The organism is Kaistella rhinocerotis (genome assembly GCF_030243905.1).
GTDB lineage: Bacteria > Bacteroidota > Bacteroidia > Flavobacteriales > Weeksellaceae > Kaistella > Kaistella rhinocerotis.
Map to the genome: position 1 here is coordinate 525,407 of NZ_JASSYY010000001.1, position 20,378 is coordinate 545,784.

General features: G+C 44.5%; 13 protein-coding genes. 4 read left to right on the top strand and 9 right to left on the bottom strand.

The window, feature by feature from the left end:
* The first annotated feature begins 106 nt into the window (after positions 1–106).
* Positions 107–7,318 carry a T9SS type B sorting domain-containing protein gene (locus QEP06_RS02435; RefSeq protein WP_285268918.1) on the top strand — a complete coding sequence of 2,404 codons (7,212 nt, stop codon included), beginning with the start codon at positions 107–109 and terminating at the stop codon, positions 7,316–7,318.
* A gap of 546 nt (positions 7,319–7,864) precedes the next feature.
* On the opposite strand, the gene QEP06_RS02440 is transcribed toward QEP06_RS02435, so the two are convergent.
* Positions 7,865–8,026, bottom strand: coding sequence for a hypothetical protein (locus QEP06_RS02440; RefSeq protein ID WP_285268919.1), 162 nt, complete (start codon positions 8,024–8,026; stop codon positions 7,865–7,867).
* A 279-nt stretch (positions 8,027–8,305) separates the two neighbouring features.
* On the opposite strand from QEP06_RS02440, the gene QEP06_RS02445 reads away from it, so the two are divergent.
* Entirely contained in the window at positions 8,306–8,962 is a 657-nt protein-coding gene (locus QEP06_RS02445; protein WP_285268920.1) for a WYL domain-containing protein, read from the top strand.
* A gap of 1 nt (position 8,963) precedes the next feature.
* Here QEP06_RS02445 and QEP06_RS02450 read toward each other — a convergent pair whose 3' ends face one another.
* The 4 genes from QEP06_RS02450 to QEP06_RS02465 form a co-directional block, all read right to left on the bottom strand.
* Positions 8,964–9,857 carry an AlbA family DNA-binding domain-containing protein gene (locus QEP06_RS02450; RefSeq protein ID WP_285268921.1) on the bottom strand — a complete coding sequence of 298 codons (894 nt, stop codon included), beginning with the start codon at positions 9,855–9,857 and terminating at the stop codon, positions 8,964–8,966.
* A 1-nt stretch (position 9,858) separates the two neighbouring features.
* On the bottom strand, positions 9,859–10,074 hold the full coding sequence (locus QEP06_RS02455; RefSeq protein ID WP_285268922.1) for a hypothetical protein: 216 nt from the start codon (positions 10,072–10,074) through the stop codon (positions 9,859–9,861).
* A gap of 76 nt (positions 10,075–10,150) precedes the next feature.
* Positions 10,151–10,843 carry a metallophosphoesterase gene (locus QEP06_RS02460; protein WP_285268923.1) on the bottom strand — a complete coding sequence of 231 codons (693 nt, stop codon included), beginning with the start codon at positions 10,841–10,843 and terminating at the stop codon, positions 10,151–10,153.
* A gap of 48 nt (positions 10,844–10,891) precedes the next feature.
* Positions 10,892–11,431 carry an HNH endonuclease gene (locus QEP06_RS02465; protein ID WP_285268924.1) on the bottom strand — a complete coding sequence of 180 codons (540 nt, stop codon included), beginning with the start codon at positions 11,429–11,431 and terminating at the stop codon, positions 10,892–10,894.
* A gap of 104 nt (positions 11,432–11,535) precedes the next feature.
* Between QEP06_RS02465 and QEP06_RS02470 the strand changes: the two genes are divergently transcribed.
* Complete coding sequence (locus tag QEP06_RS02470; RefSeq protein WP_285268925.1) at positions 11,536–12,180, top strand: hypothetical protein; 645 nt, start codon at positions 11,536–11,538, stop codon at positions 12,178–12,180.
* A gap of 261 nt (positions 12,181–12,441) precedes the next feature.
* Here QEP06_RS02470 and carB read toward each other — a convergent pair whose 3' ends face one another.
* The 4 genes from carB to QEP06_RS02490 form a co-directional block, all read right to left on the bottom strand.
* Positions 12,442–15,621 carry a carbamoyl-phosphate synthase large subunit gene (gene carB, locus QEP06_RS02475; protein WP_285268926.1) on the bottom strand — a complete coding sequence of 1,060 codons (3,180 nt, stop codon included), beginning with the start codon at positions 15,619–15,621 and terminating at the stop codon, positions 12,442–12,444.
* Positions 15,622–15,655: 34 nt separating this feature from the next.
* Positions 15,656–16,015, bottom strand: a complete 360-nt coding sequence (locus tag QEP06_RS02480; protein ID WP_285268927.1) for a four helix bundle protein — start codon at positions 16,013–16,015, stop codon at positions 15,656–15,658.
* A complete protein-coding gene (locus tag QEP06_RS02485) occupies positions 16,008–17,114 on the bottom strand; it encodes a carbamoyl phosphate synthase small subunit (RefSeq protein ID WP_285268928.1) in 1,107 nt (368 codons plus the stop codon). Before QEP06_RS02485 ends, QEP06_RS02480 begins: the two co-directional genes overlap by 8 nt.
* Positions 17,115–17,286: 172 nt before the next feature.
* Positions 17,287–18,177 (bottom strand): aspartate carbamoyltransferase catalytic subunit, encoded by an 891-nt coding sequence (locus QEP06_RS02490; protein ID WP_285268929.1) that lies wholly within the window; start codon positions 18,175–18,177, stop codon positions 17,287–17,289.
* Between the two features lie 242 nt (positions 18,178–18,419).
* Between QEP06_RS02490 and acs the strand changes: the two genes are divergently transcribed.
* A complete protein-coding gene (acs, locus tag QEP06_RS02495; protein WP_285268930.1) occupies positions 18,420–20,327 on the top strand; it encodes an acetate--CoA ligase in 1,908 nt (635 codons plus the stop codon).
* Positions 20,328–20,378 lie beyond the last annotated feature (51 nt).

Below are 20,378 nucleotides of genomic sequence, written 5' to 3' on the forward strand. Positions count from 1 at the left end.
CGATATGAATTAATTCATACAATTACCTGTTCCAAATTTGTATATATTAGCGTCCGATATTTTAAGATTTTTTTAACATTTAATGTTCCATTTGTAAACACCGCTGATGAGGAATTTTTACCTGTTCGTTTCACTTCTCTTATTTCAAATTACTTTTGCTCAAACCACTTCGTCCAACGACCTTCGACAAGGAATTTTCGAAGATTCGAACGGCAAAATAATAAAAGGTACCGCTGCTCAGGAAAAATTCCTGAGAGAAAGGGCTGCAAAGGTTCAGCAGGAACATTCTCATCTGCACAAAGCGACCCAAACAGCGGTGGAAATGTGTACGAACGGCGGTTTCGAGCAGACAGAAACTGTAGGTGGCACGCAATATATAAAGAATTTCCTTTACAATATCGGTCAACCGCCGGGTCCCACGCAGTGCAAATCGATATCCAACAGCGCGATATCTTATATCCCGCAGTACAGTCCGGGAAATACCCAGCTGATGGCAACGTCTGTACCTTCCAATCTTATCGATGAGTTCATGGGCGATATCAAAGCCTTTGACCAGTATGCTTTAAAGATCAATCACACCAATTCGAGCACCTACGGTTCGATTGTTCAGGGCAAAAGATTTAAAACCAACAATGAGAACCAGTTAAAGTTTAATTACAAGGCGGTACTACAGTCTGTATATGACAGTAGCCATACCGATAACCAGGCCTACTTCAAAGCCAGAGTGATAAATAAAGACGGCATTGTGGTGAGCGAATTCTGTCTGGTGGGCGATGAGAAAAACTGTATTTTCACCAAAGTTCCTTCTGGCGGCTACGGCTATGTCACGCTGTACACCGCAAAGTGGCAGTCCGGAATTCTGGATATTTCCTCCATTCCCAACAATGAAGAGTTCACCGTAGAATTTATGGCGTCGAGATGCGGCCTGGGCGGACATTTCGGCTATGCTTATGTGGATGATATCTGCATGCTGCAGTCCACTGAAAGCTTCGTAGGCTCTGTGGAAACCGATCCGCTCTACAAAATCTGCCCGGCTTTGCCACTGCAGGTTTGCGGCAGCTATACGCTTCCTAATTCGGGTGGTGTTGCGGCCACTTTGAAAACACTTACGCTGAAACTCCTCGATCCGGCCGGAAATGCAATTTACACGACCACCGCACCCACCACACTGGATACGGTGAATAAAAAGTTCTGTTTTACGCTATTGCCGCAGAATTTCCCCAATACCGCGAACGCAAATTACAATGTGAGCGTCACCGCAGATTTCGATGTGGCAGCATCAGGCGGCGGAACGGGCTGTGGAAGCAGTGCGGGCAATACGGCAATATTTGCATCAGCCACCGATTCGGATGCCAATCCGGGTTGGGACATCAGTTTCCTCAACTGTTCCGGTGGCTGCGACATCGCCGTAACCACCGCAAAACTTTCAAAATGTGACAGTGATCATAACGGCAGCGAAAACTTCAACCTCAATGACCTGAACGCGCTGATTGTGCCCGCCACCAGCGGTCTGACCTTTACCTATTTTACAGATTACAATGGTGCCTTTAACAATACCGGTGCAATTTCAAATTTCACCAACTACAGTTCTGTTTCTGCGGTACTGTATGCGAGAGTTACGAAAGATCCCGGCTGTTATAAAATCATTCCGGTAAACCTTGAAGTCAAAAACCCTACCGCGACCATCACCGGAATCCTCAACGTATGTTCGGGAAGTACGGTCCTGAAAGCTTCATCGGGCGCTACATACCTCTGGAGCACGGGTGAAACCACACAGAACATCACCGTTTCAGCTACAGGAATTTATTCGGTTACTGTAACCGACAGTTTTGGCTGCTCTAGCACGGCACAGGTGAGCATTGAGCCGAGCCAGACGGCGGTGAGCCCGACGCTGGAGATTACCCAACCTTCCTGCTTTGTCACCAGCGGAACCATTAAAGTGACTTCACCTGCCCTGCATTACAGTTTCGACAACGGGAACACCTGGGTAAACAACCCTGTAAAAACAGGTTTATACCCCGGAACATATAAAGTGATGATCAAGACAGCTACCGGATGTACCTCCTATGCGCAGGAAGCAGTCATCACGCCCGTTCTTACCGCTTACCCGAGCTGCAGCGCAGTGCAGCCTAAATTTTGTGGTGATAAAGGCACGATCACCGTAAGTAACTCTGCGGCATATTACAGTTTCGACAATGGTGTGACCTGGGGAACCAGCTCCACGGCAACCGGCCTGGCACCGGGAAATTATTCGGTGCGCACCAAAGATATCTCGGGATGTATTTCAAATGCACAGGTGGTCAATATTACGAGCAACACACTCGGAAATCCGGATTTTACAGTAACTGAACCGGCGTGTTCAGTACCAGGTTCGATTACGATCAACACGCCTGCAGATTTTTATACGTTTGATGCGGGACAAACATGGGTTACCAGCAATACACTTTCGAACCTGATGTCCGGCAACTTCTCGGTGGGCATAAAGAACAGCCTGGGCTGTACTTCTTATTTCTCAAGTATCTATCTAAGGCCGTTTCAAAACACTTCTGCACAGTACAGTGTGATCCAGCCTACCTGCGGTGCCGACGGTACGATCTACATCAGCACCGAAGCCGACATGTACAGTTTCGATAACGGTGCAACCTGGACGACCAGCAATATGAAAGACCTGCCGGCAGGCACCTACCGGATTAAAATTAAAAATGCGGCGGGATGCGTTTCGCAGACCTCGACAGTATATCTTTATGAACCTCAGATCGAGAGTCCATATTATACCGTGGTTCACCCGAGCTGCGGCGTTAGCGGAAGCATCACGATCAATTCAGTTTCAGATTTCTACAGCTATGATGGCGGTGTGACATGGGAAACAGCGAATACCAAAACCCTACCAGCGGGAAGTCACCAAATCATGGTGAAAAACAGCCTTGGCTGTAAATCTTCCGGTGCCTGGGTCTACCTTCAGGAAGTAAAACTGCCACAACCCGATGTTACTTTTGTTTCTCCCACATGTACCACCCCGGCAAGCATCACGGTAAATACACCGGCCGCGTTCTACAGCATCAATGGCGGAACCACATGGTCTGCCTCCAATGTGTTTACAAATCTTACAGGCAGCAGTTATCAGGTCATGATTAAGAATGCACAGAATTGTGTCTCAGATGCTAATTATATTTACTTTTATCAAACCTATCTTCCACAACCTCAATATACAGTGGTGAATCCAAGCTGTGGTAATGTGGGAAGCATCACATTCACTTCTCCGGCGGCGTTTTACAGTATCAACAGTGGAACTACGTGGACCACTAATCCGGTATTCACCGGTCTGGCGCCGAATGTGACTTATTATCTGATGACAAAAAATGCAGCGGGCTGTACTTCTCAGGTCATTTATGTCTCGCTTAGCGATACAGCGCTCGCGAGCCCGGACGTTACCGTAATCCAGCCTTCATGTGGAGTTAATGGCAGTATTACTGTTAAGACGCCAGGTACATCGTACAGTTTTGATGGCGGCTACACGTGGAGCACTTCGCCAATCAAAGACAATCTCACTTCCGGTTATTATTATGTGATGATAAAGAGCGGAACCTGCATCTCAAGCAGTACATCGGTCAATATCAAGCAGTTTTACCTGCCAAATCCCACATATACCCTTGTACAGCCAACCTGTGGCACGGGCGGTACCATCACATTTACCACCCCTTCCGCACAGTACAGCATCGATGGTGGCCAGACCTGGAGCAGCAATCCTGTCTTCACAAACCTCACTGACGGGTACTACTCACTGGTGATCCAGAATGCCCAGGGATGCAAATCTGTTTCATACGGTGTCTCGGTCAGCCTACAGAAATATTATCTTCCGAAACCCAATGTAAGTATTGTGCAGCCAACGTGTACCATAAAGGGAAGCATCAAAATCATGACGCCGGCGGCGATGTACAGTTTTGATGGCGGACAGACCTGGGGAACCTCGAATGAGATTAACAATCTTACCTCCGGTTACTACAGAGTGGTCATAAAGAACGCGCAGGGTTGTACCTCAAATCCGTACGATATGAGTGTATCGATCACTCAGTTTTTCCTCCCGAATCCATTTGTAAAGACCGTGCAGCCTACGTGCGCAGATTCCGGCAGTATTACTGTCGTGTCCCAGGCCGCGCAATACTCGTTTGACAATGGCACCACCTGGGTTACAAGCCCCGTAATGCTTAATCCTGCACCGGGCTATTATAATATTAAGATTAAAAATTCGGCAGGATGCATCTCCACAGCAACATCAGTTTCAATTAATAAATTTTTCCTTAATCCGCCGAGCGTTACCGCCATACAGCCTACCTGTGCAGTTCCGAAAGGAAGCATTTTCATCAATACCATTGCAGACCAGTACAGTTTCGACAACGGGGCTACCTGGACGACCAATCCGGTGAAAGACAACCTCAGCGCGGGCAGCTATAACGTCCTCGTGAAAAACACTTCGGGCTGTGTCTCACAGAATGCATATGTGTATATCAGTTCGGCACCGAATACGCCTCCAACCCCTCAGTTTACGGTTTCCCAACCCACGGCCTGCGATGCGACCGACGGAAAAATCACCATCAGCACTACCGGCATCAGCTATACCTTTAACGACGGTGCCAGCTGGACTACCGATCCGGTAAAAAGTAACATCGGTGCGGGCACTTATATCATCCGGATAAGGACGAGCACCTACGGCTGTGAATCTGCACCGGTGGCCGTTACGCTGAATTCGGGGACAACCATCGCCGCACCTGCGGTTACAGTGACAAATCCTACCTGCAGCGTCGCGACAGGAACTGTTACAGTCACGACCGGCGCCGCCACGTACAGCTTTGATGACGGACTCACCTTTGTCTATTCAAATACAAAAAGCGGCCTTGCACCCGGAGTTTATAAAATTAAAATCAAGAACGCCGCCGGATGCCTTTCGGATGTAACTTCGGTAACTGTAAGTCCGCAGGCACCACTGCCTGCTCCGGCATTTACGATACAGCAACCCGACTGTGGCAATGCATTAGGCTCGCTGCAGATCACCACACCGGCAGCAGAATACAGTTTTGATAATGGCATCACCTACGGAACTTCGAATACCAAAAGCGGTGTGGCACCCGGAACTTACAGCCTGATGATCAAAGATGCTGCGGGATGTATTTCCGTGGCCGGAATTGCAACTGTGAATACGCAGCCGATTACACCTGCAGCGCCGCAGATCGCGGTTTCGGCGCCTTCCGGCTGTGCCGTATCCAACGGTACAGTTTCTGTTATTTCTGCGGCCGCACTCTACAGTTTTGATGATGGAGCTACGTGGGTTTCACAGTCTTCGGTCAACCTTGCGCCGGGTGTTTACAAGGTGCGAATCAAGCTGTCGTCAACGGGATGTTCTTCACCGGCAACACTTGCCACCGTGGCCCCTCCACCCAACGCGCCAACTCTTCCGCTGTTTGCAGTAGTTCAGCCAGTATCGTGTACCAGTCCGTTTGGTACGGTGACCATCACTTCAACAGAAAATCAGTACAGTTTCGACAATGGCGTGACCTATTCGGGCAATCCTGTCTCAGGACCGCTTGCACCCGGAACCTACAGCCTGAAAGTGAAGAACAGTGCGGGATGCGAATCGGGTGCAGTATCGGTAACGGTGAATGTACCTTCAGACACGCCACCACTGCCAAGCGCAATAGTCCAGCAAATCGACTGTGCAAATCCGTCAGCCACCATCGTGGTCAATCAAAGCGCTGCCCAATACAGTAAAGATGGCGGACTGACCTGGCAATCGGCCAATACCTTTACAGGATTGACACCCAATACATACCCGATTAAAATTAAAAACAGCCTGGGATGCATTTCCGAAACGAGCCTTATTACGGTATCTCCATTCAGCAATCCGACGCCGAAACCTCTCGTCAGTGCAACTCAGAATTTCTGCGTCCAGCAACAGGCTACAGTAGGTAATCTCACGGCGAGCGGAACCCAACTGAAATGGTATTCATCTGCCGTTGGCGGCACAAGTTTGCCTGTGACCACTACCCTTGTAGATGGGGCGACCTATTATGTGACTCAAACGCTCTCATCATGCGAAAGTGAAAGGGCTCCGGTAAAAATCATCATTTACAGTACCCTCGCACCCACAGGGCCAGCCGCACAGGTCTTCTGTGTGAGTCAGCTGGCAAAACTATCAGACCTGAACGTAACCGGAAGTCTGATAAAATGGTTCAGCAGTCCGACCTCCTCTACGCCGTTGCCTGCCAGTACGCTGCTGCAGGATGGTACAACATACTTTGCCACGCAGACTGAAAACGGCTGCGAAAGTATAAACCGGCTGGCAGTCACGGTATCACTTGTGGTCACCAATATTCCGGCAACAGACTACCTGGCCCCCTCCGACTGTGCGGATGAGATCGGGACTAAAAAGACAGATCTGAAACAGTATCAGGGGAACTTGGTACCAAACGCGGCAGCCTATACTTTCACCTATTATGACCGGAATAATATGCTTATTAACAATCCTGGGCAATACACCCTGTCGGTGGGGCAGAATATCGTGTATGTGGAAATCAAATCGGCTGCCGGATGTGCCGCGCGGGCTAAACTCACGCTTCCGCTGAAAGCTTCGCCCATCGTCAACCTGCCGCCAGATGCAGAATACTGCCCGGGCAGTTTTGTGAAGTTAGATCCGGGAAATCAACCGACCGGAACTACGTTTGTCTGGACTTATAATGGCACAGCACTAAGCAGTCAGCAGACCGTAAACGCAGACCGTACCGGAGTCTATACCCTTACAGTGACTAATGCAGTGGGTTGCAGCACTACAAAATCGGTGAATGTAAAACAGGTCGAACTTCCGGTCATCAGCGACATTAAGATTGAAAACACAACGGTCCATATCATCGTGGCCGGAAACGGAATGTTTGAATACTCCATCGACGGCATTAGCTGGCAGGCATCAAATACATTCCATAACGTTCCTGCCGGCAATCACACTGCTATTGTAAGAAGTGGCACCCAGCCCTGCGCGACGGCGCAAAAAGCCTTTACCATCTTTATCATCAGCAACGTGTTCACACCGAATGCCGATGGTATTAATGATAACTGGGTCGTTGAAGGCATCGAGAACTATCCGGGAAGCCACGTGCGGGTCATCGACCGTTTCGGCACCGTGGTGCTCGACCAGAAAGTGAACGGCGCATTCTCCTGGAACGGCCGCCACCTTAGCCGCCACCTTCCGACCGGAAATTACTGGTACTATATTGTGGTTTCAGACGGCCGCATCCTGTCGGGTTATGTGATGATAAAAATCCGCAACTGATGTGTTAATACTACTCTTCAAGTATTTTTAAACTATAAACAAGACGCTCTTTCAGGAGCGTCTTTTTTTAGGACCAATTTAGACTTGAATAACCGATTACTTTTATTTAAAAGGCATGCGCGGATTCGGTATTCAATTTAAATGGTTTCGTAATTGAACCACGAGCTTAGATTTGACAACCTTGTAAAAAAAGAACTTCTTTTATTCTTCGGCTTCGCTCAGAAACCACCTTAAAGGTGGTTTTTCTTTTACTTATGAAAGTTTTCCGGATTTTCCGGTGGCTTAAATGGAAGCTATTGAAGTCGTGGAAAAGAGGCTCTGCCAAAACCCAAACTTCCCTTTTGGAAGGTTCATGATTTACAATGACAAAAAAAATTTGGCCAACTGGCTCTTCTCATGCTAACCCCCGCGCTCCGACCCCCGATGGATCCGATGCCTGAGGCTCTCGAGGGCCTCGAAGGCCTCGGGGCCACCCAACGCCCAAAAAACGCGCCCTCCCCGGTGCGTCTTCATTTATAAAGATCCAGATTTTACATCTGCTCCATTTTAAAACTCATACTCTCGATCACTTTTTAAAATAGCTTCTACCGTATCCATCGAAGTCAGGCACGGAACACCGTTCTCTACCGACATTCGGAGGATCTGGAAACCGTCTCTTTCGGATTGTTTTCCTTTGAAATCGTAAATTTTGTGACTATTTTTGAGCAAAGCACTTTTATGTCAATAAACACCTTTCAGAGGCAAATTTTTATTCTTTCCCTCATCCAGGAAAAAAACCGGCGGAATATTTTTCCATCAAGAAATCAAATTATTGAAAAGGTTGCACAGAAATTCGATGTTAAAATTTCTGAGAACACGCTTGACAGAGATATTGATTTTATTAAAAATGAAATTGGTGCACACTTAAAATTCGTTCGTGGTAAAGGATATAAAATTGACAATCTTTCAGAGCTTGACAATACTTTTATTAATGATTTTTCCCGGAGTATGGCTTTAATATTAAGCCAGAATTCTGAAACCATCTTGCCTGAAACGATCATTTATGAAAGCCGCAATTTCACGGGAACCGATTTTTTCCAGGATATCCTTAAGGCGTGCGAAGGCTACCTGGAATGCAGGATAACTTACTATAATTATGAAAATCAATCAGAAAAAAATTATGAGATTCAGCCGTATAAAATGAAGCTTAAAGATTTCAGATGGTATATTTTGGCTAAAGACAAAGATGTTCCGGAAACTGACTTTAAAATTTTTGCGCTTGACAGAATTCAAGATTTTAAACTTACGAATAATACCTTCCAACCTGAAAATATCAATTTTGAAAGACCTTTTGAACATGCTTTCGGAATGTTCACCCAGTATCAGGACGCAAATGGAAATTACTCACAAAGCCAACCCCAAAAAGTGGTTTTGGAATTTGACCTTCGCGATGGAAATTACATTAAATCAAACCCGATTCATCATTCGCAGATTATCGTGCAGGAAACCGCAACAGCAATACAAATTGAACTGTATATATTGCCGACTTTAGATCTGATGAAAGAACTGCTTTCCCGAAGCTGGTCGCTAAAAATTATTGAACCTGATACTTTAAGAATGCAGTTTATAGGTTATTGGGAAAATGCCATCACCCGGAATTCCTGAATCAATCCGTCCTATCGAAATCACGCACATTTCCAGCGAGATTACGGTAATAAAAATCGCACCCATCTTTATCTGACAGAAAGGCTGGAGTTGCGGATTTTTCGATTTTAAGGTAGTAAAATAATGTTCCGTTGATCTGCTTTGTATCAAATTCTATCATTTCTGTAAAGTTTGAAAACATCGTAAAGACGGTTGTGGAAAAAACATCTTTATATTTTTTAAATTCGACATTGGTCAAAAATCCTGTCGGCATCAGATGTTCGTCTTTTCCAATAACGATTTCGCCACCATCAGTATTCAGGAACGCACAAATACTTTCGGGAATCAGCTCTATTTCATCAACACTTTTAATCAATTGCATCGTTGCAGAATCAGCTAATGAAATTCTTTCCAATAATCTGGTGTCTCGCAAATCTTTTTTAATGCCCTTTCTTACCAATAAATCATTGATTGTAGATTGCTGACCGAATTTTGATGAACTCTTCTTATTCCAAAATTGCTGTTCGATTTTCTTAGCTGTAAACCTTTTGACCGCAATATGCTTGTCCAGATCGCAAAAAACATTGATAAGAAATGTTCTTCCTGCATGGTAAACATTCCCGCTAATGACTGCATCAGTGTTTAAGCGCAAAAAAATCGCCACACCTCCATTGAAAGCTTCGGGATCCTTATAGACAATCTTCTTCTTTGAATACGTATCCGATTTGTGCACCAAAATTTCTTTCGTATCCGCTAAACATTCGATTGCCGCATTATAATATTCTACGGCATTATTCTTTGATATTCGTGGGTCTTCATCTGTAAAAACTTCTTTGTGAAGATAGCGCAGGCCTTCACTGTTAGTTAAAAATCTGGTCGTGACAATGTAGCTGATTAGGGGTAGTTTTGGTTTCATATTATATTATCTTAAAGACTTCTAACATTTCTATAAGTTCATCTTCGGTAAAGATCTCTACGAACTCCTCTGTCCCCGCAGTGTTTTTTCGAGAAATTCGATATTTCACCATTTCGTCTTTTACACCATCGGTTTTTGGGAGTTTTAAAACAGTTAAACCCGTTTTAATTAACTTAAGTAATGCCTCCCGGCTAATTTTTTCTTGCTGATGCTCCATTTGTCTGAATTTATTAAGGCAAAGTAAAAACTCCACAACTGCAATTTGTGGGGTTTGTAAGAAGATTATCAGAAATTTATAATTGCAATGTACCAGTTCCGCTGTTTAGTGTGTCGGTAAAATACACATTCCCGATCTTCGTTATTACTTTTTGTTGCGTGTGACCCACTACCTGTGTGATAGGTAAGAGATTCTGCAGAAGACTGAAAGGCCGTATCCAACAGGGACCTTCCTTCTCGGATTCGCCACTTAAATCACAGTCATCCTCTGAATGCAGGTATTCAAATACCTCTGGGTGCTTCCAAAAAAGTAGATTTATGAGGTTTTCCATCTCTGAAGGATTATATAATTCATTTCCGAATAAATTCTCAAACCAAAGTCTTGAAATGCCCGCGTGCGAAAACATTGTTTCTGTATGAGAATCGTAGTGGGTCATTTTTAAGATTTGTGATTCGTATAGGGGCTGCAATACCGCATTGATCTTTTCCGAATGTTCCGGCTGGTATCCACTGGACATGCTGAAGACTCCGCTTAGATAATGAAGGTCGTGGTTTCCGCACAGCATAATCACTTTATCCGAATTTTCTTCTCTGAATTTGAGTATTTCTGCAAAATTGTTCAGTTCGGCATCAATGCCAATATTAAAATTGCGGCTGTCGAAATAGTCTCCCAGAAAGACTATTTTCCTGTATTTTTTTTGGCTGACAATTTCTTTCCATATGGGATTTCCGTGGAGGTCTGGAATTACAATTAAAGTTTCTGTTTGCATGATACAAAAATAAAAACCCACAACTGCAAAATGTGGGGTTTAATTATTTTATTCCAATGCTTTCTTAATTTTTACGATTTCTTCATCTGCTTCCTGCATTAACCTAAAAATCTCTTTCTTTATTCTGTCCAAATTTTTTAAGTTACCTGCAATGACACTATCTGAAAAATTGCTTGGTGATATTTTGTAGTGGTCAACATATTGTTCCAACTGGTCGGTGATCTTCAATTTGGATTCGTCATCTATTGCTAGTCCCTTCACAAACTTTCTCCAATCCTTATTACCTTTTGCACTATTGCATTTTTTGCACGCCGGGACCAGATTACCGAGCACATTTCCAAAACCTCCATATTCACCCTTCATAACTAAAGCCTGTAAATGGTCCCACGTTTCTGCCTTTTTATTACAATAGACACATAAAATTCTTGATGGAACCTGGCCAAGTAATTTTAAAGCTTGTTTAACATCACCTTCATCATAGATCCCGTTTCTGGCCAGACCATTTGCGAATGCATGATTGATGGTTGTTTTCCGATTTTCGAATATGGAGTATGGCTTTAAAAAATTCTTAATGGTATTGATCTTCATAATTTTACTATTAGCTAAATTTTGTGCTTCAGTACAGCTAAAATAAAACCCCACAACTGCAAATAGAGGGGTTAAAAGATGTATTTTTGGGAAAAATAATAACTATGGGAATATTTACAGGAACTATTGAGGATTTTGACAAATACATCGGTCCCAGAATGAGAAATATCGTTCAAACTTCAATTGGCAAAAAGTTTAAATTACAAACTGGAGAATGTGAATTTTGTGGCACTCGGGACAATTTAGAGCTAGCAAATATTAAAGGAAAAGACAGAAAAGCACTAATTAAATTAGCATCCAAAGAATTTCTAAATGGTGATATAATATATGAATTAGACTTAAATAAATATGAAACAACTTTCAGGAATCTACATTTCCCTTTAGATGAAACATTTAAGATATTTTGTAAAAAGCATCATAATGAATATGATAGAACTGAAATTATTGAAATTCCTGAAGAATTTATTGAGGACAAAATCAACACACCTAGCGACATATCAGATGTAGAATTCTATTCCAGTGGTAATGATAAACTGCCAATCATTTTCTATCCGAAGGATACTACTGAGTTTAAGGAATTGTTATTGCAAAATAAGTCTGCATATATAACAATATTTTTTAATGATGGAACTTCTGAGAAAAAGGAATGGGTAGCCAATCGCTTTAGTGAAAATTCTGACCTGATTAGAAATATAAGAAGTCGAAACGAATTCAGGCAAGGAAATTGGCAAAAAAGAAATATTCAATAAATAGAATTAGAAATCAATTACAAATATTAGTTAGATGCTACTTTATGTAACATTTTTGATATACTTTACTTTTTAGACCTCTTCACAAACACCATAAAAACCTTACGGTGCCGGCTTTTATAACTAGCTGATGAGTTAATAAAATTATATTTTAAACTAATATGTGGATTTTCTATAATTCTTATAAATAATTCTACCTTTTAAATTCCAAAGAAAAAACGCGCCCTCCCCGGCGCGTCTACATTTATAAAGAACCAGATTTTACATCTGCTCCATCTTAAAACTCATGCTCTCAATCACTTTTAAAATAGCTTCTACCGTATCCATCGAAGTCAGGCACGGAACACCGTTCTCTACAGACATTCGGCGGATTTGGAACCCGTCTCTTTCAGCCTGTTTACCTTTCGTGGTCGTGTTTACCACGTACTGCACTTTTCCTTTTTGGATGAGGTCGATGAGGTTCACATCTTCTTCACCGATCTTGTACCCGATTTTCACCGGAATTCCCTGCTCTTCGAAGAATTTTGCCGTTCCTTCCGTAGCCCAGATTCTGAATCCCACTTCGTGGAAACGTCTGGCCATTTCTGAAGCTTCTTCTTTATGCTTGTCAGCCACAGTGAAAAGAATGGATCCGTGCGTCGGCATTTTGCGGCCGGCTGCCACAAAACCTTTGTAAAGCGCTTTTTCGAGCGTCGTATCTTTGCCCATTACCTCGCCGGTCGACTTCATTTCAGGGCCGAGGGATGTATCTACTTTAGTGAGTTTCGAGAAAGAGAACACCGGAACTTTTACGAACACACCCGGCTTCACAGGCGCCAGTCCGTTTTCGTAGCCTAAATCTTTCAGTTTCTGGCCGAGGATAGCTTTCGTAGCAAGGTTAGCCATAGGAATTTCCGTGATCTTGGACAGGAAAGGTACGGTTCTCGACGATCTCGGGTTCACTTCGATTACATAAACTTCACCGTCAGAAAGCACATACTGGATGTTCATTAGTCCGATCACATTCAGACCTTTTGCCAGTCTTTGGGTATAATCAACCAAAGTGTCGATCTGCTTTTGCGTAATATTCTGTGGCGGATAAACCGCGATGGAATCTCCGGAGTGAACGCCCGCTCGTTCGATATGTTCCATAATTCCCGGAATCACCACGGTGTGGCCATCAGAAATAGCATCCACCTCCACTTCTTTTCCGGTTAGATATCGGTCAATCAAAATAGGATGTTCGGAATTTTCTTTCACCGCATTCGTCATGTAATGCGCCAAATCTCTTTCGTCGTACACGATTTCCATGGCCCTGCCGCCCAAAACGTAACTCGGACGAACCAAAACGGGATAACCGATTTCCTTTGCAATCACCAATGCTTCTTCTTTGGTGAAACATGTTTTACCTAATGGCTGCGGGATTCCCAATTCCTGCAGGGCGGCTTCAAATTTATTTCGGTTTTCTGCGCGGTCAAGGTCTTCCAGGGAAGTTCCCAGGATCTGAACGCCGTGCGCGGCAAGTTTATCTGCCAAATTAATGGCGGTCTGTCCGCCAAACTGCACCACCACACCTTTGGGTTTTTCAAGCTCGATGATGTTCATCACATCTTCTTCCGTCAGCGGCTCGAAATAAAGTTTATCGGAAATGGAGAAATCTGTCGAAACCGTCTCCGGATTATTGTTGATGATGATCGCTTCATAACCCAATTCTTTAATGGCCCAAACGGAATGCACCGTCGCATAGTCAAACTCCACTCCCTGCCCAATTCGGATAGGTCCGGAACCCAGGACGATGATTTTCTCGCGCTCTGAAGGCACACTTTCGTTTTCCTCTTCGTAAGTTCCGTAGAAATAGGGCGTCTCACTTTCAAATTCCGCGGCACAGGTATCCACCATTTTATACACCGGCATCACGCCGTGTGTTCTTCTGAACTCGAACACCGTTTTCTGGTCAGATTCCCAAAGATGCGCGATATGCAGGTCTGCAAAACCGAGTTTTTTGGCTTCCAGTAATGTTTCTTTATTGAATTTATTATCGGCAATCACCTTTTCAAAATCAATCAGTTTCTTGATTTTCCAGATGAAAAACTTGTCGATTTTGCTCCATTCCACGATCTGCTCCCAATCATAGCCTCTTCTTAAAGCGTCACCGATGATGAAAAGTCTCTCGTCATCACAAACGCGGATTCTTCTTTCAATTTCAGCATCGGTCAGAGCTTCGGCGTCTTTGGTTTTTAAACCGATATGTCTCAAACCGGTTTCAAGAGAACGGATGGCTTTCTGAATGGATTCTTCAAAGTTTCTTCCGATGGCCATCACCTCACCTGTCGCTTTCATTTGGGTTGAAAGTCGGCGGTCGGCGGTTTCAAATTTATCAAATGGGAATCTTGGGAACTTCGTTACGACATAGTCAAGAGCAGGCTCAAAACATGCGTATGTCTTTCCCGTCACCGGGTTCATAATTTCATCTAAAGTCAAACCGACAGCAATCTTCGCCGCGATCTTCGCAATTGGATAACCTGTCGCTTTACTCGCCAAAGCCGATGAGCGCGATACGCGCGGATTCACTTCGATAATGTAATAATCAAAAGAATTCGGATCCAAAGCCAGCTGAACATTACAGCCACCTTCGATGCCGAGTGCACGGATAATTTTTAAGGATGAATTTCTGAGCATCTGGTATTCTCTGTCTGAGAGCGTCTGCGACGGCGCTACTACGATGGAATCTCCGGTATGTACCCCGACAGGATCGATGTTTTCCATATTACAAACTACAATCGCGTTGTCGTTTTTATCGCGCATCACTTCATACTCGATTTCCTTGAAACCGGCGATGGATTTCTCGATCAGACACTGCGTTACAGGCGAATATTTTAACCCGAAGCTTGCAATCTCTTTCAGTTCCTCGTCGTTGTGCGCAATTCCGCCTCCGGTACCGCCCATAGTAAATGCAGGACGAACAATCACCGGGTAACCGATGTTATGCGCAAATTCCAATGCGCCCTGAACGGTGTTTACGATATCTGAATCCGGCACCGGTTCGTTGAGTTCGCGCATCAGTTCACGGAAAAGGTCGCGGTCTTCCGCCTGGTTAATCGCAGAAAGTTTCGTTCCGAGAACCTCCACTTTGCATTCTTCCAGAATCCCGGATTTCTCCAGTTCTACTGCCATGTTCAGACCGGTTTGGCCGCCCAGTGTCGGCAGAAGCGCATCCGGCCTTTCCTTTCGGATGATGTGGCTCACAAACTGGAGCGAAATGGGTTCGATATACACCTTATCGGCAATCTCAACATCCGTCATGATCGTCGCGGGGTTGGAGTTGATCAAAATCACTTTATAGCCCTCTTCCCGCAAAGACAGGCACGCCTGCGTGCCCGCATAATCGAATTCAGCCGCCTGCCCGATGATGATTGGCCCGGAGCCGATGACGAGGATTGTTTTTATGTCGTTTCTTTTCATTTTTATAGTAGATTCAAGAATCAGGAACCGAGATTCAAGATTTTTTTACAAGGTTGTTTCTAAAGGAATAAATCATTTTTTGAATTTCAGACACATCGGCAATCAGGTCATTAGCAGAAACATCGTCCAAAAGTTCAAGTTCTTTAGATAAAATTAACTGTGTCTGAAGCTCAAATGCAGATCCCAGTGCGATTGCGAGGAAATGATTGAATTCTTTTTCGCTGTTCCGGCCAGAACCTTCAGCAATATTGGACGGGATCGAAACTGCGGATCTTTTCATCTGAGAAATCAAACCAAATCTTTCATCAGATGATATTTTATGAGAAATAAGATAAATTTTCTTTGCAAGATGAATTGATTTCTGCCAGAAAAGTAATTTTTCAAAATTATGCATAGTCTTGGCTCTCGATTCTTGACTCTTGGTTCTTAAACCCTTCCATTAAACCAATAAACTCATCAAACAGATAATTCGCATCCTCCGGGCCCGGGCTCGCTTCCGGGTGATACTGAACGGAGAAGCACGGGTGGATTTTATGTTTCAGTCCTTCGTTGGTTCTGTCGTTCAGGGCGATGTGGGTTTCTTCCAGATCGGTGTTTTTGAGGGATTCTTGGTCCACTGCGTAACCGTGATTCTGGGAAGTGATGGCAACTTTATTGGTCTTTAAGTCCAACACGGGATGGTTTCCGCCGCGGTGACCGAATTTAAGTTTGAATGTTTTAGCACCGCAAGCCAACCCGATCAGCTGGTGTCCAAGGCAGATTCCGAAAATGGGCACTTTACCGAGCATACCGTTGATGAGTTCTGAGGCACCTTTCACATCTTCGGGATCACCGGGACCGTTGGAAAGCATGACACCATCAGGATTTATCAATAAAATTTCTTCGGCAGTGATATTTTGCGACACTACGGTTACGTCGCAATCACGTTGGGTAAGTTCGCGCAGGATGCCGAGTTTAGAACCGAAATCTACCAGAACCACTTTTAATCCGCGTCCCGGACTGGCGTACGCAGTTTTTGTAGAAACACTTTCGACCTGATTGGTTGGAAAATCAGTAGTTCTTAAAGATTCGATTACTTCGCTTTCATTTGCATCTGCAGGAACAATTTTACCTTTTACAACGCCTTTGCTGCGTAAAACACGGGTCAATCTTCTTGTATCAACTCCTGAAATACCAGACAGTTTTTTCTTCTGGAAAAATTCGTCAAGTGTCAGTTGGTTCCTGAAGTTGGACGGATAATCGCACAGTTCCTTTACGATCAGTCCCTTGATTGCGGGCTCAATACTTTCATAATCATCGCGGTTGATGCCGTAATTTCCGATAAGCGGATACGTCATGCAGACGATCTGTCCGCAGTAGGACGGATCAGAAATAAGCTCCTGGTAACCCGTCATTCCGGTATTGAAGACCACTTCCCCGCCCGTTTCAAGGTTAGCGCCGAAACCTTCACCATGGAAAACGTCACCGGTTTCTAATATTAATTTCTTTTTCATTCTTATTTTAAATTTTAGAATCAAGAACCAAGAATCAAGAATCAAGATGCAAGACTCCGCTCTGGAGATTATACACCGATCATGTGTTCTCGACTCTTCTTTTTAGCTCTCGGCCCCTGACTCTTGCCTCTCGACTCTCGACTCTCGACTCTTGGCTCTTGACTCTCGACTCTTAGTCAAACTGAAAACCTTCCGCTTCCAGCGCATCTTTTAAGATTGCCATCCGTGCAAAAACACCGTTCTGCATTTGTTTAAAAATCCGTGAGCGACCGCATTCCACAAGGCTATTGGCTATTTCAACACCACGGTTGATCGGTGCGGGATGCATGATGATCGCCTTTTCTTTCATCATTTTCTCGCGGTCAACTGTCAGACCGAATTTGCGGTGATAACTTTCGAGTGAAATCTTCATCTTTTCGCCGTGCCTTTCATGCTGAATTCTCAGAAGCATCAAAACATCCACTTCTTTCACCAGATCATCGATGGACAGATAGGTTCCGTTGATGATCGTGCCTTCGTCAAACCATTTTTCCGGACCTGAAAAATATACCTTCGCACCCATTTTGCGAAGCGCTACGGCGTTAGAGTTCGCTACTCTGCTGTGCTTCACGTCACCTACAATTCCGATTTTCAAACCCTTAAAGTGACCGAATTCCTGACGTATCGTCATCAGGTCAAGCAGATTCTGCGAAGGATGGTTTCCGGTACCGTCCCCACCATTGATGAGGGGCAAATCAATGGATTTCAGTTCTTCGTAAAATTTGTCTTTGGAATGCCTCACCACGGCCAGGTCAATGCCTAAACTTTTTAAAGTCTTCACCGTATCATACAGCGATTCTCCTTTGTTGAGGGAACTGGTAGTGATATCAAACGGCACTACCTGAAGACCGAGTTTGCGCTGGGCAATATCAAAACTGGTTTTTGTGCGCGTGCTGTCTTCGAAGAAAAGATTGGTAACAAATACATCCTGCGTAGCACGCTGGATCTTGCCGTTCGCGAATTCGTCAGCTGAATCGAGCAATGAATTGATTTTTTCAATGGAGAAGTCGGTGATTCTTAACATAGTTTTTAGATTTTAAATCAAAAAAAAACGAAGCCAAAAAAGCTTCGTTTTAAATAAATATTGTTTTGCCGGCATCGCTGCCTTTGTGTAGATCGTCTAATGGAAATGTACCTTTCATTAGGCGCAAATGTACGAAATATTTTATTTCCTGCGAAACTGTGAAACCAATTTCTGCTAAAAATGGTTACAGCGTCATTCTGTATCCTTTTTATTTTTAAATTTAAAGATAAAATTAATGTGGAATGAAAAACTATTATATAGACAGTCTTCCCGACTATTTCAAACAGTATAAAAAATCAATTAAAAACCCCAAAAAGTTCTGGGACAAAATTGCTGACGAAAACTTTGTTTGGTACCAGCGCTGGAGCAAAGTGGTGGAATATGACATGCAGGAGGCGAAAATCAAATGGTTTAAAAACGCCAAACTGAACGTCACCAAAAACTGTCTGGACCGCCATCTGGCCCTTCGTGGGGATAAAACCGCCATCATCTGGGAACCCAACGATCCGGGCGAGGAGGCGCAGTATATCACTTACGCCGATCTGCACGCGCGCGTCTGCAAAATGGCGAACGTGCTGCGTGACCTTGGCGTGAAAAAAGGAGACCGCGTTTGCATCTACCTTCCTATGATTCCGGAGCTTGCGGTGACCATGCTGGCGTGCGCGCGCCTCGGCGCCGTACATTCCGTGATATTTGCGGGTTTTTCCGCTGCGGCAGTCACCTCACGGGTTAATGATTGTGAAGCAAAATGGATCGTATGCTCAGACGGAAGTTACCGAGGGAACAAAGCCATCGACCTAAAAGGCATTATCGATGAGGCGGTGGAAAACTGCCCAAGTGTAGAAAAAATTCTGGTGGTGAAACGCACCGGCGGCGAGGTGACCATGAAGGAAGGACGCGATTTCTGGCTGGAACCGTTGTATGAGAAAGCGCCCTCAGATTTTATTTCGGTAATTATGGATGCCGAGGATCCGCTGTTTATCCTTTACACGTCCGGATCTACAGGCAAGCCGAAAGGTATGCTTCATACCACCGCGGGGTACATGGTCTACACGGCATACACCTTTAAAAATGTTTTTAATTATCAGGAAAACGATATTTATTGGTGTACGGCAGATATCGGCTGGATCACCGGACACTCATACATCCTCTACGGACCGCTCGCAAACGGTGCTACCACAGTGATTTTTGAAGGTGTACCCACTTATCCTGAACCTGACCGTTTCTGGGAAGTGATTGAAAAACATAAGATTACACAATTTTACACCGCGCCCACTGCCATCCGTTCACTCGCGAAAGAATCTTATGAATGGGTTGAGAAACATGACCTCTCGAGCTTGCGCGTAATCGGTTCTGTGGGTGAACCTATTAACGATGAAGCCTGGCACTGGTACAACGATCATGTAGGCAAGAAAAAATGTCCGATCGTCGATACTTGGTGGCAAACAGAAACCGGCGGCATCATGATTTCACCGATACCGTTTGTTACTCCCACAAAACCAACGTATGCTACACTTCCGCTTCCCGGGATTCAGCCGGTTTTAATGGACGACAAGCGGAATGAGATTACGGGAAATCAGGTTGACGGTAACCTCTGCATCCGTTTTCCCTGGCCCGGAATTGCGCGCACGATCTGGGGCGATCACCAGCGGTACAAAGACACCTACTTTACGGCTTTCCCGGGCAAATATTTCACCGGCGACGGCGCACTTCGGGACGAAGTTGGCTATTACAGGATTACGGGACGTGTAGATGATGTGATCATCGTTTCGGGTCACAATTTGGGTACGGCACCAATCGAAGACAGTGTAAACCAACATCCGGCCGTAGCAGAATCAGCGATTGTAGGTTATCCGCACGACATCAAAGGAAGTGCACTTTATGGTTATGTTATTTTAAAAGATGTCGGTGAAAGCCGCGACCGTGAAAACCTGCGAAAGGAAATTAACCAGGTCATCAGCGACACCGTGGGACCTATCGCCAAACTCGACAAAATACAGTTTGTGTCGGCGCTGCCGAAAACACGTTCAGGAAAAATCATGCGTAGAATCCTCAGAAAAATTGCGGAAGGCGATTTTAGTAATTTTGGCGATACTTCTACCCTCCTGAACCCGGAGATTGTGGATGAAATCAAGAATGAAAGGGTTTAATTTGAGCACATTCGGGAGAAAATCACTTTCGGCTTGACGCTTAATATCTTA

Coding starts and splice junctions, on each gene's coding strand:
- QEP06_RS02480 (WP_285268927.1), bottom strand. CDS start 16,015: ATGCATAATTTTGAAAAATTACTTTTCTGGCAGAAATCAATTCATCTT.
- QEP06_RS02470 (WP_285268925.1), top strand. CDS start 11,536: ATGGGAATATTTACAGGAACTATTGAGGATTTTGACAAATACATCGGT.
- QEP06_RS02465 (WP_285268924.1), bottom strand. CDS start 11,431: ATGAAGATCAATACCATTAAGAATTTTTTAAAGCCATACTCCATATTC.
- QEP06_RS02490 (WP_285268929.1), bottom strand. CDS start 18,177: ATGTTAAGAATCACCGACTTCTCCATTGAAAAAATCAATTCATTGCTC.
- QEP06_RS02485 (WP_285268928.1), bottom strand. CDS start 17,114: ATGAAAAAGAAATTAATATTAGAAACCGGTGACGTTTTCCATGGTGAA.
- QEP06_RS02460 (WP_285268923.1), bottom strand. CDS start 10,843: ATGCAAACAGAAACTTTAATTGTAATTCCAGACCTCCACGGAAATCCC.
- QEP06_RS02435 (WP_285268918.1), top strand. CDS start 107: ATGAGGAATTTTTACCTGTTCGTTTCACTTCTCTTATTTCAAATTACT.
- QEP06_RS02445 (WP_285268920.1), top strand. CDS start 8,306: ATGGCTTTAATATTAAGCCAGAATTCTGAAACCATCTTGCCTGAAACG.
- carB (WP_285268926.1), bottom strand. CDS start 15,621: ATGAAAAGAAACGACATAAAAACAATCCTCGTCATCGGCTCCGGGCCA.
- QEP06_RS02450 (WP_285268921.1), bottom strand. CDS start 9,857: ATGAAACCAAAACTACCCCTAATCAGCTACATTGTCACGACCAGATTT.
- QEP06_RS02455 (WP_285268922.1), bottom strand. CDS start 10,074: ATGGAGCATCAGCAAGAAAAAATTAGCCGGGAGGCATTACTTAAGTTA.
- acs (WP_285268930.1), top strand. CDS start 18,420: ATGAAAAACTATTATATAGACAGTCTTCCCGACTATTTCAAACAGTAT.